Raw genomic sequence first — 16,610 nt, 5'->3', positions numbered from 1 at the left:
TTACTTTTTATTTCTTTTTGAATAAATGTTTTTAATTGTTTCTTTTGAGGTGATTGTTTGATCAATATAATTTGATGCAATAATTTTTTTCACGCTTTCAGCTAATGCTTTTGAATCAATTGTTTGAAATTGAATTGGTTTAATTTGATGATGGAAAGTTACTTCTACTTCCAATGGTTTATTTCTTTTTCAATCTAGGGCATTAGCAGCATTATTAATGGTGACAGGAATAATTGGCAGATAATTTGATTGGGCTACCCGAAATGCTCCACTGTTAAAATTTCCTAATTTACCATCTCTTGTTCTTGTCCCTTCAGCAAAAATAACTCCACATGATTTATTTTTCTTTACAAATTTACCAAAATTGTTAAGAACCTCAAGTGCTTCTCTTGGTTTTTTAGTATCAATAAAATGGGTATTTGCTAATTCAGCAATTTTTTTAATTCTCTTTTTTCCTTGTGTTTCTTTTTTAGCAATAAAATTTACTAATTTACTCTGCTTTTTGCCGTCGCCATGATTTCACAAAGCTGAAAACATAATAAGTGGATCAAGATAAGTTGAATGGTTGGGAATCAATAAACAAGGGCCATTCGGAACATTATCAAATCCATTAACTTTTAACTTAACATTTAGATGATCTAAAATTTTTGAAAGGTGCTTCTGTAAAAAGTAATTTTTTTCATCAGTTCGATAATATTCAGGCATTTTAAGATTGCGACTGGCCTTTCCTGACAGTTTTAGAATATTAATTCCAATTGGTAGAGCTCTTCAAAAAACTCTAGTTTTTAATTTCATTTGTTCCTCCTAATTTAAATATCATGGCTATTACATGATTGTCTTCATTTGTTGTTGATATTTCAAAATCTTCAAATTCGTATTTCCCATTTTTTGATTTACGAATTAAAATTTTGGGAAAATTTCAATATTTATTATCAGCTTTATAAATTGCTTCTTTTATTGCCCAACGGCTTGCTAAATATCGAGTTTGATTTCTTTTGTTTAATTTTTCTCATTCCACAATTTCACAAGGGTGCAAAAATTTAGCAATATGGTGTTTTCTAATTTTTTTAAATCTGCTAATTTTAACCAAGTCAATGCCAATCATATTATAGATAATCCTTAATATTTATAGATTATACATTAATATGATAAAGGTATAATAAATATTGAATGTTGAAATAAATAAAATAAAAGAAAAATCCCAAAATTATTTGAGATTTCTTTTCTTATTTTTAACTTAATGGGTCAAAAGGTGAAATTTCAATTGGTTGCTTTTCTAAGGCTTTTATGACTTCTGCAGGAAGGTATTTTTTGTCAATAATTGCCATAAAATTATATTCATCAAATCATTTATCACTCATTGAAAAATAACCTTTTCTGCCGCTGTTATCGCCTCAACTATTTTCAACCTTTCAGCTAATGACATTGCCATTATTATCTAAATTCACTCCAAGCATATTCATAGCATGACTAATTGTTGATGCTCGTGATTCAAAGCGCTCTTGCTTACTAAATTCTGGAGTTTTAGTTAGAGTAAGATCAAAATCATATAAATCAACATCCATAATTCCATCACGTGATGAGAAACTACCAACATCGCAACCAAATCAAACGCTTTCGTTATTTTTTAGTTGTTCAATCATTGCTTTTTTCATGATTTGAAGGTCAATATTTAGCATTGTTAGTGGTTTACCTTCTTCTACGTTTTTGATGTATTTTGAAACTAGTAGTTGATTTTGCGCATATTTTTGACGAGGATCAGCAACTAAGTCAACTTTATTATCTAAAAAGTTTTTAGCATATTTATTGTAAAAATCTAATGGACTAATATTTTCAATTCTTTGAAATTCTTTATCTTTATTGCGGAATTCAAAAGTAAATTGTTTTGGTGGTCTGCCAAGTGACTTAATCAATATGTTATATACATCTGACAAGGCTTGTTCTTTTAAGATTTGAACTTTAGCTAAATTTTTTGATAAAGCATACTCTGAGCGCATTTTAGCGGTGTAAGCTTTCAATCTTCAATTAATTTGAGTTACCATCTCCGCGGTGGCTTCACTATGAAATGATTCATTCATTGCTTGCTTTGGACAAACTCCATATTTTTCTATAATGTTAGTAAAGAATTCTCAATATCCCCCATCACTAACCGGTTCTTTATTAAACAAACGAAATAGGTGATCTTCATTGTCTACTTCTAATCCCTCTGACATAACTCATGATAGATAAACATTGGCTTTTTCTAATTTATCATAGAAATGAATGAAATTCTGTGATAGTTCTAATGATTCAATTTTTAGTTCATCCATAATTTTTAATCTTACAGCATTTAAAGCAGCGAAAATCCAGCAGCGACCACTTTGTTTTTGATTAGTGATATTTCCGGCTTTAATTTCAACTGAAAATTCAAAATTATGTTTTTTGGTAGTTTCATTATTAATTGAGCTTTGTTTAATACCATTTTTAAAAATAGCATTTTCAATTACTTTGTTTGCTAAATTTTTATCATATTCTTGTTCAAATTTTTCTAATAATTTATTATTAATGTTTTTCATATTATCTCTCTTTTGTATTTCTATTATTTTTTGAGTTGGCACAGAATTCAAGGGCGTCAACAATATCTTCAGTCTTACCGATAAATGTTAGTAAGTCATTTTCTAAAATTTCAAAATCACCTTCGGGTAGATATGTCATATTATTTCGATTAATCATTGTTACTGAAACATTGTATTTATTTCGAAAACCTAATTCGCTAATTTTTTTATTAAACATATCAACATTTTTAATGTGAATTGAGGCACTAACAAACCCGTCTTGTAACTCAACCATATTCTTTGAATAAAGGGTAAGATTTGGGTTAGCAACTATTAAAGCAGTTCTCTTACCGGCCTCTTCTTCTGGTGAGACAATTGAAGTAACTCCAATTTGTCTTAGCACCTGAGCGTGCCGCGGTGATGTTGCTCTAGCAATAATGGATTTAACTCCCATTTCTGCCAAGGCTGCCACGATTTCAATATTATTTGATGCACTAACAATAACAACATCAAAATCAGTAACATTCAAGGCCTCTAAGGTTTTTTGTTCTGCACAATCGGCAACATAGATCATTTCCACTTCATCTTTATACGGAATTAAGTGTTTTTCATCACCATCAACTAATACTACCCGAACATTATTTTCTCGATCCTTTAGTAATTGATCGGCAATAGCAGAACCATAGCGTCCAATTCCGATAATGCAAACTTCACGCACTTTTTTAAATAATTTCATAAGATTATCTCCCTATATATTTGCAATTTTTTTATTCAAAAAACAATATTTATAAATGTTATCATTTCCGCAAATTTAATATATAAAATTGCTAAAAATTACTTTCTAATTAAAAAAATGGCAAAAAAATGTGCTAACAAAGGTAAAAAAAGTGTAAAAATATCGCCAAAAAGCTAGAAATTTAGAAAATTAATGGAAAGTGGTAAAATTTTTAACTATGACTAGAAAAAAATCGAAAATAAGACATGGAAATATCATTTTTAGATTTTTAAGAAAAATCGGAACAATTAGATATATCTTTCTAATTTATGTTTTATTTACCCTTTTTATGTCGATTTTACTTTATTGGAATATGTCACATAATTTTGATGAAAATGGCAATAGAATTAAAATTAATTATTTAGATGCGCTATTTGTAGCCTCATCAGCTTTTAGTGACACTGGACTAACAACAGTAACAATTTCTGAAACCTTCAATGAGTTTGGACAGGCTATTATTGCTTTTTGCATTGTCGTCGGTGGAATTGGAATTTTTACTTTTAAAGTTTATCTATTTCAATCAATTTTAGGATTTAAATCTAGTATTTTTAATAATCAAGTATCGTTAACTGAGCGTGGAGCAAGCAATGTTTCTGAAACAAAAAAAATGATTAAAATTTCAATTAGTTTTTTAATCATTGTAACATTGATGTCTTCATTGATTTTTACTTTTATGTTCTATTACAACCCAAGTCCATATTTCAACGATGCCAAAGCTAGTGTCACAAATAATCACATTTTTAATCCTTATGTTAAATCAGCTTATAATCCATATCAAAATTTTTCTCTTTCACTAAGATATGGCATCTTCCATGCGATTTCTTCAATTAACAATGCTGGATTTGATATTATTGGAGATAAAAGTTTACAACCATACTACCATGATTTTGGACTACAAATCGTAACTATAATAATTTTCTTAATTGGTGGTATTGGTTTTCCGGTTATATATGACATTTGAAAAAAAATTATTTCAACTAATAAAAATTCACCACGTCATCGCTTTAGTTTATTTACCAAATTTACTCTAATAGCATATGTGGTAACAACGGTTGTTGGATTAACTTTAACAGTTATCTTCGAAACAACAGCTAAAGATAAAGATGCCTTTTGAAATCAAAGCGAATATGGAAGTACTTGAAGCAAATTATTTGCAATTTTCTTCCAAACCAAATCAACACGATCAGCTGGTTTTTCTACGGTTAATTATTTTAACTTTACCCAACCAACGGTTTTAGTTCACGCAATTCTAATGTTTGTGGGATTCTCACCAGTTTCAACAGCTGGTGGAATTCGTAACACTACCATTGCCGTTATATTTTTAAGTATCTTGACAACAATTCGCGGTAAGAGAAATGTGCATGCCTTTAGACGTCAAATCGGGAAAGAAACATTGATTAAAGCAATTAACGTTTTTACCATCGCTTTATTTTTAGCAGCAATATTTACAATAGTTGTGTTTGCAACTATTCCTAATGTTGCTAAAACTGCCCATAATGAAAATTACACAATGTTAATGGTATTTTTTGAAATATGTTCAGCTTTTGGTAACTCAGGACTTTCAATTGGAATTACTAATAGCATTTCAATTGTTGGAAAATTATCATTGATTTTTGTCATGATAATGGGTCAATTTGGAATTCCACAAGTTATTAAAATTTGAGGAAGAAACAAATCAACACCAGAACAATATCAATACATCTACGAAGATGTATCTATTGGCTAGGAGATATAATGAAAAAAAATAAATTAAATAAAACAATTATCGGCATTGGTGCCTTTATTGTTTTAGGATCATCTGGCATTATTGCGGCAGCATGTAATAGCAAAAAAAATAATGATGAACAAATTAGAGTCGAAAATAATCAAAAAATTCTTTCAGGCAAAATCAAATATTTGGCCATCGGTGATGATTATACTGCCGGCAATAACTATAGTAAAAATAACTATGTTGTCAATGGTTTCGATGAACAAACGAGTCAAATCACAGGTCTATCATATGCTTCTTATCTAGCTAATGCTATTAAAGATTTAAATGATAAAAAAACATCATTAACTTCATATTACAATTATGGTCTTTCGGGCTCAAAACTAGATGATTGACTTCATATTCTTAATCCATCAAAATATCCAATTAATACTGATATTCAAAATAACATTGACTATAACAAAAATTTAATGAATGATGATAATTCATCACGCCTTCAAGAGCAATTTGGCAATTTTGATGAAGAAGCATTTAATAAAATTAGAAATAAAATTAAAGAGGCTAATCTTCTAACAATCTCAGTTGGTTTTAATGATTTTTTTAGTGATGTTGATTTATTTAATAATTTATTCGAAATTACTAATAGCACAACTAATTATGAAGATTTAGAAACCAAGTTAAAATCTTGATCTGAAAAACTAGTTGCAAAAGCATCAGCTATTTCACAAAAATACAATGCTTTGATTAAAGAAATTCTTTCAGTTAATCCGAATGCTCATATAAATTTAGTGGGATATATTGGTCCTTATTTAAAATTAGCTAATATTCTAAAAAGACAATTCAACGGCAAAGATTATATTTATGAGGCTGTTAAAGAATTGAATAATTTAATTAAAAAAGTTGCTAAAAATAATCAAATTAATTTTGTCTCATTTCATGATGAAGAGTCAATTATTAGAAATCCAGATAAATTTTCATTAGACATTTTTGAAATGCTGCCATCGCTTGCGGCTTATAAAAAATTAGCACAAGATATTTTTATAAAATTGGCATTAGATCCATTTAAATATGATGAACTAATTAGTAATGCTAATGGTGATAGTGATGTCTCAGGTTTTAGTCAAGCAATTTTATTTGAGAAAAAAGCCGAAGATATCAAACAAACCATTTTAGGTATAACTGGTGATAATACTGACAATTTCATTAATAAGAAATATTCTTTTGAAAATGAAAGCCAAAATTCTGAAATTTTAGAAAGTCAGAATAGCGACCAGAATGCTAATCCACTAGCTCTTTTGAAAGCCAAATTCAATAATGGTAAAGGGCTTAATGCCGAGAAAACTGCTTCATATTTTGAACTAACAACTAAATTTTTAGGGCTTAATGTTTCTAAATTAAAATTATCATTTGCCAAGCTAAAAAAAGATTTAGCAGATGAAAAAAATCGCCAAATTTTTGCAAATTTTATTGACCAAATTCTATCAAGCGAAACACTATATGAAAATATTAATGAAACAAAAACTAAGAGTAATGAAGTTATTGAGAAAAAATCATATGCGAATCTCGAAATTAAAGATATAGCATCTGTATTTAAAAAAGTATTTTTATCTCCAAATAGTATTTATACATTTTTTAAGGAATTATCACAAACTGATTTTGCTAAAAATCCAATTATTAAAAATAAATTTGAATCATACACCGAATTAATCACAAAAGATTTATTTGCTTCAAATTTAATTAAATCATTTTTACCAACTGAAGTGTCTAATAATTTTGAGACCATCTTCAACAGTGATGAATTCCATAATTCTTTAAAAAATGTTGTAAACTCATTTGCTAGTCACTTAATTGATGAGCCAGATAAATACAGTTCTGCTAAAAATTACACTGAATTTATTAATCTTCTATTGAAGGATAGCCACACTGAAATTAAAGAATTTATTGCAACAATTATTAGTAGTTTAAAAAGCAATCCTGAATTAGTAGAAACTATACTTTCAGAAATCTCACAAAAAATTCAAATTTTATATAAATTAGATGAAAATCAACTTCAACAAGTTAAGAAATTCATCAAAATTTTTATGCTAAATTTAAATGATTTTAAATACACAGATAAATTAACTGATTTTGTTTTGCAAACCTTAATTGATTTACAAAATGAAAATCCTGAAAATAAGACTATTGACAAATTTTTTAGTAGTTTTTTCTCATCGATTTTAGTTGATAAATATGATTCGGATAAAAAACATATTTTATTATTTTCACTAATTTCATCTAACCTTGGTAAAGATCCAAAGGAGCGAGAAGAATTTCAAAAGGGGTTTGAAATTTTTAGTCTATCATATTTGGCCAAGCAAAATTTATTTGACCTAAATAAATTAGGTAAATTAGTCGATGAAAAAAACCGTGAGGATATTTTAAGATTATTAATTAATTTAGTAAAAAATGAAAATCAAGAATTAACTGAAGATGGTAAAAAATTTATAACTAATTTTACAACTTTAGTACTTGAAAATGAAATTGATAATCCAAATTCTAATTTAAATATTTTGTTAAAACAATTAAGTAGCTACTTTATTGTTAATCCAGTAAGTTTAGGGCTGAAAACTATTTTTGGTGAAGATATCAAAATAAGCAATGAAAGTGTTGAAAATTTTGTTGAAGGAATTTGAGACAAATTATGGTCACAAATTAAAAGCAAGGAAATTGTTGATAACCTTAAAAAATTTATACTATCAACTCTAAATAAAGACAGCCATTATGATACTAATTCAACATATAACTTCATAACATCAATTTTAAAAAATGCTAAAAGTAATGGCATTATTGGGTTAGTTGATTCGCTATTCAAAAAGATTTTAGGATCAAATGAAATTGTTGGTAATGTTGTTGATGGCACACTGTCACTTTTAGAACAAGGGGCAAAGACCACTTTTACAAAAGAGAAGAAACAATTAGCATCTTCATATTTTACTAGTTTACTGACAAATATTCCAAAGTCAAAACTATATGATTTTGCTAAAGCTAAATTAGAAACCACTTTAGCAAATATTGACATTAGTAAACAAAAAAACTTTAAAGAATTAAGTACTTATGTTAAAGATCAAATGGAAGAATTATTTGGTTCTCAAAATGAATCAATTGTTAAAGAAGTTCTCGATATTGTTCTTGTAAATAATGGCGAAAACAAAGATAAATCTTCATTTAGTAAAGCAATTCAAGCATTCTCCTTAATTTTTGAAAATGATAAAGTAATTGAATTCATTATTAGTAAATTAAATTTTAAAAATACTAATGAAAAAGCAAAAGATAAATTTACATCTGCTGATAGACTTAAATTAATTATCCAAGAGACCGTAAAATATCCCGAAATAAAAACAGCTTTTAAAAATGTAATTGACGATTTAACAAAAATAGAAATTACTGATGATAAAAAAAATAATTTAGGTGAAATTATTTCACTACTAATTACTTCATCAAAAGATAATCTGGCAAATTTATTTGACACGGTATTAATAAAAATTGCTAATGATGAAACAATAAAAAAATTATTAATTGATGATTTATTTAAATATTTATCAATAAATGGTGATGAAGAAGATAAGAAATTTATTAGTGAATTGTTAAAAAAAATAATAAACCGATTGAAAGATAACGAATCTAAAACTAATTTTTTCACAAAAGTTTTCGATTCAATTGCTGAAAAAGCAAAATCATTTGACGTTTTAAATCCAAGCCTATTGATTAGTCAATTATTAGAAAATTTAACATCAGTTGTATCTCTAAATGATTTTGGTTTTTTATCAGACTTGTTAGGTGAAGATGAGAATCAAATAAATGGTTCAGATATTGTTAAATTAATAAATCTATTTCTTGGAAAATCAAACAATCCCGATTCGATTATTTACAAGAGTTTGGCTAATATAAATATGAACGAAAATTTAGAAAAGAGATGAAATTTAAACACATTAAATGAAGTAATATTTCCAAAAAAGAAAAGTGCTCCTAATTCAAAAATTACTCCTGTTAAATTGACAAAAAACTTCGATCCACTTGATTTTCTAAATAAAATATTTGAATTATTGAATAAAGAAATTGAAAAAGAGGCAAATGAAAATTCTGATTATAAAACAAATTACAATACCAGATATAACAAAGAAGCATACAAAGCGACATATCGTTTTATCGTTACCTTAAAATTAGTAATATTTGAAATGTTTGGACGTGAAACTTTAGAATCAAACCGTGATAAAGGTGGTTTAGAAATAGGTTTATATTCATCAACGGCAGCAATATTATGAATGCTACAAGAAGGACTTCCAGCTGGATCTTCAATAATTGCAAATGCCTTTTTATCTGGTAAAAAAATTGGAATGCAAAACTATTTTAAGAATGACAATATTAGAAGAGAATTTACTAATTATGTTAAATCATCGGAGTCATATTTTATAATTGGTACAACCTATACTTACTTCAATGAAGGTGATTATGACCCTAGTTCAATTGACTATTTAATTGTAACTAGCGGATATAATTCAAAAGATCCTAAATTATCAGAACAAAATAATCATAACCTAACAAAATTCAAATATAAAATATCTGAAGATAGTAAAGAATATTCAATTTCTAAAAAAGATTACATTTTACTAACCATTAAAGAGGGTGGATTTGCCAAATTTATGAAATTAAACAATAAGAATTCTGGGTCGTCATGAAGTGGATTAGATAAAGTAGATTTTATGAATATGAAAAAAAGCTAAAAAATAGTTATTATTTCAAAATAGTGTAAAAAAATTCTAGGTGCTGATAATTTTCAACAAATTTTTAATAAAAAGATATTACTAATACGTTAATAATATAAAAATAATTGACAAGTTATCACTGATTTTTTGCGATAATAAGTCAATTATTTTTATAATTGCATAGAAAATAAATTAAAAGTAAGAAATTTTTTACATATCAATGAAGGTATGTTTAAGATTTAGGAGATATAATGAAAAAAAATAAATTAAATAAAACAATTATCGGCATTGGTGCCTTTATTGTTTTAGGATCATCCGGTATTATTGCAGCAGCATGTAATAGCAAAAAAAATAATGATGAACAAATTAGAGTCGAAAATAATCAAAAAATTCTTTCAGGCAAAATTAAATATTTGGCCATCGGTGATGATTATACTGCCGGCAATAACTATAGTAAAAATAACTATGTTGTCAATGGTTTCAATGAACAAACGAGTCAAATCACAGGTCTATCATATGCTTCTTATTTAGCTAATGCTATCAAAGATTTAAATGATAAAAAAACATCATTAGATTCATATTACAATTATGGTCTTTCAGGCTCAAAACTAGATGATTGACTTCATATTCTTAATTCATCAAAATATCCAATTAATACTGATATTCAAAATAACATTGACTATAACAAAAATTTAATGAATGATGCTAATTCATCACGCCTTCAAGAACAATTTGGCAATTTTGATGAAGAAGCATTTAATAAAATTAGAAATAAAATTAAAGATGCTAATCTTCTAACAATTTCAGTTGGTTTCAATGATTTTTTTAGTGATGTTAATTTATTTAACAATTTATTCGAAATTACTAATGGCACAACTAATTATGAAGATTTAGAAGCTAAATTAAAATCTTGATCTGAAAAATTAATTGCAAAAGCATCTCCTATTTCACAAAAATACAATGCTTTGATTAAGGAAATTCTTTCAATTAATCCGAATGCTCATATAAATTTAGTAGGATATATCAGTCCTTATTTAAAATTAGCTAATATTCTAAAAAAGCAATTCAACGGCAAAGATTATATTTATGAAGCTGTTAAAGAACTAAATGACTTAATTAAAAAAGTTGCTAAAAATAATCAAATTAATTTTGTCTCATTTCATGATGAAGAATCAATTATTAGCAATCCAAATAAATTCTCATTAGATGTTTTTGAAATGCTGCCATCACTTGCAGCCTATAAAAAATTAGCACAAGATATTTTCATGAAATTGGCATTAGATCCATTTAAATATGATGAACTAATTAATAATGTTAATGGTGATAGTGATGTCTCTGGTTTTAGTCAAGCAATTTTATTTGAGAAAAAAGCTGAAGATATCAAACAAACCATTTTAGGTATAACCGGCGATAATACTGACAATTTCATTAATAAGAAATATCCTTTTGAAAATGAAAGCCAAAATTCTGAAATTTTAGAAAGTCAAAATAGCGATCAAAATGCTAATCCACTAACAACTTTAAAAGCTAAATTCAATAATGGTAAAGGTCTTGATGTTGAAAAAACTATTTCATATTTTGAACTAACAATTAATTTATTGGGAATTGACCTTTCTGAATTAAAATTATCATTTGCCGAACTAAAAAACGATTTAGCAGATGAAGAAAACCGTCAAGTTTTTGCGAATTTCATTGACCAAATTTTATCAAGTGAAATAGTACATAAAAATATTAATCAAATAAAAACTAGGAGCAATGAAGTTATTGAGAAAAAATCATATGAAAATCTTAAAATTAAGGATATAACTAGCATATTTAAAGAAGCATTTTTATCTCCAAATAGTATTTATACATTTTTTAAGGAATTATCACAAACTGCTTTTATTAAAAATTCTATTATTAAAAATAAATTTGAGACATATACTGAGCTAATAATAAAAGATCTATTTGCATCAAATTTAATTAAAACATTTTTACCAACTGATGTTTCTGAAAATTTTGAAACCATCTTTAGAAGTGATGAATTCCGTAATTCTTTAAAAAATGTTGTAAACTCATTTGTTAGCCACTTAATTGCCGAACCTGATAAATACAGTTCTACTAAAAATTACACTGAATTTATTAATCTTCTATTAAAAGATAGCAGCGCTGAAATTAAGAAATTAATTGCCGCATTCATTAGTATTTTAAAAAATAATCCCGATTTAGTAGAAACTTTACTTGCAAAAATTTCACGAAAAATTCAAAGCGCATATAAATTAGATGAGGAAAAACTTCAACAAGTTCAAAAATTTATCAAAATTTTCATGCTAAATCTAACTGATTTTAAATACACAGATAAATTAGTTGATTTTGCGTTGCAAACTTTAATTGATTTACAAAATGAAAGTGCGGAAAAACGAACTATTGAAAAGTTTTTCGATAATTTTTTCTCATCGATTTTAGTTGATAAATATGATTCAAATAAAAAGCATACTTTACTATTTTCACTAATTTCAGCTAACCTTGGTAAAAATCAACAAGAGCAAGAAGATTTTAAGAAGGGTTTTGAGGTTTTTGGTCTTTCATATTTATCTCAACAAAATTTATTTGATCTAAATAATTTAGGTAAATTAGTGAATGAAAAGAATCGTGATGATATTTTACTACTATTACTTAACTTAGTAAAAAATGAAAATCAAGAATTAAACGAAAATGGTAAACAATTCATAGCTAATTTTACAACCACATTAATTGAAAATGAAATTCAAAATTCAAATTCTAATTTAAATGTTTTATTAAAACAATTAAGTAACTACTTTATTGTTAATCCAGTTAGCTTGAGTCTAAAAACTATTTTTGGCGAAGATATCAAAATAAATAATGAAAGTGTTGAAAATTTTGTTGAGAAAATTTGAGACGATTTATGATCACAAATTAAAAGCCAAGAAATTATTGATAATCTTAAAACTGTAATATCATCAATTCTAAATAGAAATAGTCATTATGATACTAAGTCAACACATAGTTTTGTGGCATCAATTATCAAAGATGCAAAGAATAATGGCATTATTAGTTTAATTGATTCTTTATTCAAAAAGATTTTGGGTTCAAATGAATTAATTAATAATACCGTTAATGGAGCACTGTCATTAATTGAACAAGGTGCCAAAACCACTTTTACAGAAGAGCAAAAAAAATTAGCTTCTTCATATTTTACTAATCTATTAGCAAATATTCCACAATCAAAACTATATACCTTTGCCAAAGCTAAATTAGAAAACACTTTAGAAGGTATTGACAGCAGTAAACAAAAAAACTTTAGTGAATTAGGTAATTATATTAAAGGACAAATGAAGGAATTATTGAGTTTCCAAAACAGCGCAATTACTCAAGAAATTATTGATATTATCTTTGTTAAAAATCAAGCCGGTGAAGCTAAGATGTCATTTAATGATGTAATTAAATCATTTGCTTTAGTTTTTGATAATGAAAAGGTAATTGACTTTGCTATTAATAAATTTAATTTTAAAAATGTTATTAGCAATCTTCTTACCAATGCCAAACTATCTAATAATTTAAGTGAAGAGGCTAAAGGTCACATTAAAAAAATTCTTGGAGTTCTAAATACTTTTATAAATGATAAATTTGAATCTGAAATTTTAGCTTTTTTAAAATCATCGATAAAAGATTTTTTTACACTTAATAAAAATGGCAAAGAATTTAATTCTCTAGATAAGATTCTAAAAGAATTTATTTCAAAAAATAAAGATAAATTGAAAACAGAAACTGCTAAATTAATAAAATCATTAGTTGAAAGTGAAGGCGGAACCCTAAAATTAGATATTGCCAAACTAATAACAACTCTTATTAGTGATAACGTTGAAGGATTTAATTGAAATAATGGAAAAGAAATACTAGAAGGAACTATTGTTAAATTAATAGATGTGTTGCCAAATTTAGGATTAACTAACATTATTCTAAACTTTGTATTCGACAATCTAGAAACTAATTTAGTAGAACATCAATTTGATGTAGATAAGTATACTTTCTCAATTAAATTTGCCGATATAATTAATGGTTTGAATTATAGTAATTTAATTAGTTTTATTACTAAATTAAATTCATCAGAAATAAAAAATATTGCTCTATTAGCATTAAAGAATTTAAAACATATTTTAAAATCTCGTGCCTTACCAGCAAAAGTAGAGACAAGTAGATCAACAATAGGTAATGTAACCAAAAAATTCAAACTTAGCTTTAAAGGTGATATTACCGTTTCATTAGAAAAATGATTAGATATTTTTAAAAAGACATTTTCTATTTTAAAAGGCAATGACAAAGAAGAAGTTAAAAACGAATTAGAAAAAGAAGTTGATGATTTATTTAATAATGAAGAAGCAAAAGCATTTCTAAAAGTTAAATTATCATCAATTATCGATCGAATAGTTAAAAAAGGCACATTTACTAACAAGGTCTTAGGTAAATTATTTGAGACATTTGTTAATGGTGTTTTTGAAGGTGATAAACAAAAAACATTGATTAAACATGTTAGTGAATGATTTATTAAGCTAGATGAAACAAAATTGAATACTTTTAAATCAATTAACGATATTACTAAAATGTTTTTATCAGATAATCAAAAAGAAATTGTTGATTCATTAAATGATATTTTTGAAAAACAAATTGGTAATAGAGATAATGTAAAAGAATTAATATCTTTTGGACTAAATGTACTAACGGAAGAATATGGTTTTACAGCTACCAATACACAAGAAAATAATATTAAATCATTATTAAGTAAGTTTATTACTAAATTTAGTGATACAAAAATTCTTTCGGATGCGGTTTCTAAATTATTTGATGTCATTAAAGAAATTAATATATTTAATGAAAATAAATGAAACAAAGACAAATTACTTGAAAAAGTCAAGAAAAATGTTGAAAAAATTAAATTAGAAGAAATTTTTTCAGAGGAGAAAATTGAACAATTATTATCTAGCATCATTACCAATGATGAAGAAATTACTACTCAACAACTTTTTTCAATATATGAATATTTAAAAGAAAATTTACCAAAATTAAAATCACCACTAAAGGTTAAAGCTGTTGCAGATGACGAAATTGCTAATGTTCAATCTTTAAATAAATCTTCATTAATAAGTGAATTTAAATCAAAAATAGAAAAAATTATTGTTAATTTGATTAATGCGTTAAATAAAACATTAAAAGGTAACGACACAAAAGTAGAAAATTTCAAGAAAACAATTACCAATACACTAAATAAAGTCATTGTTGATCAAACTGAAAATTTTGACTACTCAAAATTAGCGAATAAATTTATTAGTACAAAAAGTATTAAAACCTTAATTTTAAAGATTTCTAAATATGAAGATGTTAATAATTTGTTTAAAAATTTAATAAAGGATTTTGTTGATAAATATGATGGAAAAGAAAATGATTTAGGAAAAATTATCTCATCAATAATAAATTACTCGAAAAATGATATAACAACAATTTTAGATTCTATAATATCAAAAATTGTAAATGATAGCGAACTTATGAAAATATTAATTAAGGATTTATTTAATTATTTATCAATTAATGGTGATGATAATGATGTAATTTTCATTCAGAATTTAATTAAAAAAATTGTTAATAAATTAAATGGTAGTTCATTTAAGACGAGGATTATTGAAAATATTTTTAATAATTTAGAACAAAATTCAAATTTATTCGATATTTTTAATCCTAGCTTATGAATTAATCAGGCAGTGAAAAATATAGGCTCAATTATATCATTAAATGACTTGGCGGCGCTAGATGATTTAATAGGTGAAGATAATGATAAAATAAATGGTTCAGATATCGTTAAATTAATTAATTTAATTTTAGGAAAATCTAATAATCCTGATTCATTTGTTTATAATAGTCTATCAAATATAAATATGAATTCCGATCCAAATGCTAGAACTAATTTAGAAACACTAAATAATTTTGTTATAGGAGGGGCTAATAAACAAAAAAAATCAGCTCCTAAATTTGTTGCGGAGAATTCTACAAAAAAATTAGACCCTCTTGATCTTTTGAATAAAATATTTGAATTATTGAGTAAAGAAATTGAAAAAGAAGCAAAAGATAATCCTGACTATAAAACAAATTATAAGGTTAGATATAACAAGAACGCATATAAAGCCACATATCGTTTTATTGTTACCTTAAAATTAGCAATATTTGAAATGTTTGGTCGTGAAACATTAGAATCAAATCGCGATGCAGGATTTAAAATTGGTTTATATTCATCAACAGTCGCAATATTATGAGTATTGCAGGAAGGTCTCCCTGGTTTTGCTCAAATATTTTTACCAAATAAAAATGTAGGCATGCAAAATTATTTTAAGGATGAAAATATTAGAAGAGAATTTACCAATTACGCAAAATCATCTTCAATTTTTGGTTATACATACTTCGATGAAAGTAATTATGATCCTAGTTCAATTGATTATTTAATTGTAACTAGTGGATATCACAGTTCTGAACAAGAAAAACTAACTCCATTTAAATATAAAGTTACTAAAGATGGTAAAGAAAAAACTATTTCTAAAAAAGATTACATTTTACTAACCATTAAAGAAGGTGGTTTTGCTAAATTTATGAAAATAAATAATGCGAAATCAGGTTCAAAATGAAGTGAACTAAATAAATTTGATTTTCAAAGTTTAGAGGATTAAAATTATTTATAAATGCGAAAAGGTGAAACTATTAGGTTTCAAAACATATTTTCATTAAAAAATTCAATAAAAATATTGTATTTGCAATGATAATAAATTTATTATAAAAACTACTAACCAATTTAAGTATTAAATTGGATG

The 16,610-nt window shown here is 25.9% G+C and carries 7 protein-coding genes; 3 read left to right on the top strand and 4 right to left on the bottom strand.

Annotated elements, in window-relative coordinates:
- The 4 genes from DA803_RS06300 to DA803_RS01750 all read right to left on the bottom strand — a co-directional run bounded on the left by DA803_RS06300 (window position 1) and on the right by DA803_RS01750 (window position 3,270).
- Complete coding sequence (locus DA803_RS06300; protein ID WP_114190919.1) at window positions 1-795, bottom strand: lysophospholipid acyltransferase family protein; 795 nt, start codon at window positions 793-795, stop codon at window positions 1-3.
- The gene (locus DA803_RS06295) at window positions 779-1,105 is read right to left on the bottom strand and encodes a 4'-phosphopantetheinyl transferase superfamily protein (protein WP_114190918.1); all 327 of its coding nucleotides are present in this window, start codon (window positions 1,103-1,105) and stop codon (window positions 779-781) included. The genes DA803_RS06300 and DA803_RS06295 overlap by 17 nt, the downstream gene beginning before the upstream one ends.
- Before the next feature lie 127 nt (window positions 1,106-1,232).
- A complete protein-coding gene (locus tag DA803_RS01755; RefSeq protein WP_114190917.1) occupies window positions 1,233-2,555 on the bottom strand; it encodes a C1 family peptidase in 1,323 nt (440 codons plus the stop codon).
- Window position 2,556: 1 nt separating this feature from the next.
- Window positions 2,557-3,270: a potassium channel family protein gene (locus tag DA803_RS01750; RefSeq protein WP_114190916.1), complete on the bottom strand. Its 714-nt coding sequence runs from the start codon at window positions 3,268-3,270 to the stop codon at window positions 2,557-2,559.
- 217 nt (window positions 3,271-3,487) lie between these two features.
- Between DA803_RS01750 and DA803_RS01745 the strand changes: the two genes are divergently transcribed.
- From DA803_RS01745 to DA803_RS06285, 3 genes are all read left to right on the top strand, one after another.
- Window positions 3,488-5,035, top strand: coding sequence for a TrkH family potassium uptake protein (locus DA803_RS01745; protein WP_114190915.1), 1,548 nt, complete (start codon window positions 3,488-3,490; stop codon window positions 5,033-5,035).
- A gap of 8 nt (window positions 5,036-5,043) precedes the next feature.
- Window positions 5,044-9,777, top strand: coding sequence for an SGNH/GDSL hydrolase family protein (locus DA803_RS06290; RefSeq protein ID WP_114190914.1), 4,734 nt, complete (start codon window positions 5,044-5,046; stop codon window positions 9,775-9,777).
- Between the two features lie 233 nt (window positions 9,778-10,010).
- Complete coding sequence (locus DA803_RS06285) at window positions 10,011-16,469, top strand: GDSL-type esterase/lipase family protein (RefSeq protein WP_114190913.1); 6,459 nt, start codon at window positions 10,011-10,013, stop codon at window positions 16,467-16,469.
- Window positions 16,470-16,610: the final 141 nt, after the last annotated feature.

This window comes from [Mycoplasma] phocae, assembly GCF_003332325.1.
In the GTDB taxonomy this organism is placed as follows: domain Bacteria; phylum Bacillota_I; class Bacilli_A; order Mycoplasmatales; family Metamycoplasmataceae; genus Metamycoplasma; species Metamycoplasma phocae.
Note: the sequence above shows the minus strand (reverse complement) of the source record. Positions and strands in the feature narration are given on the sequence as shown.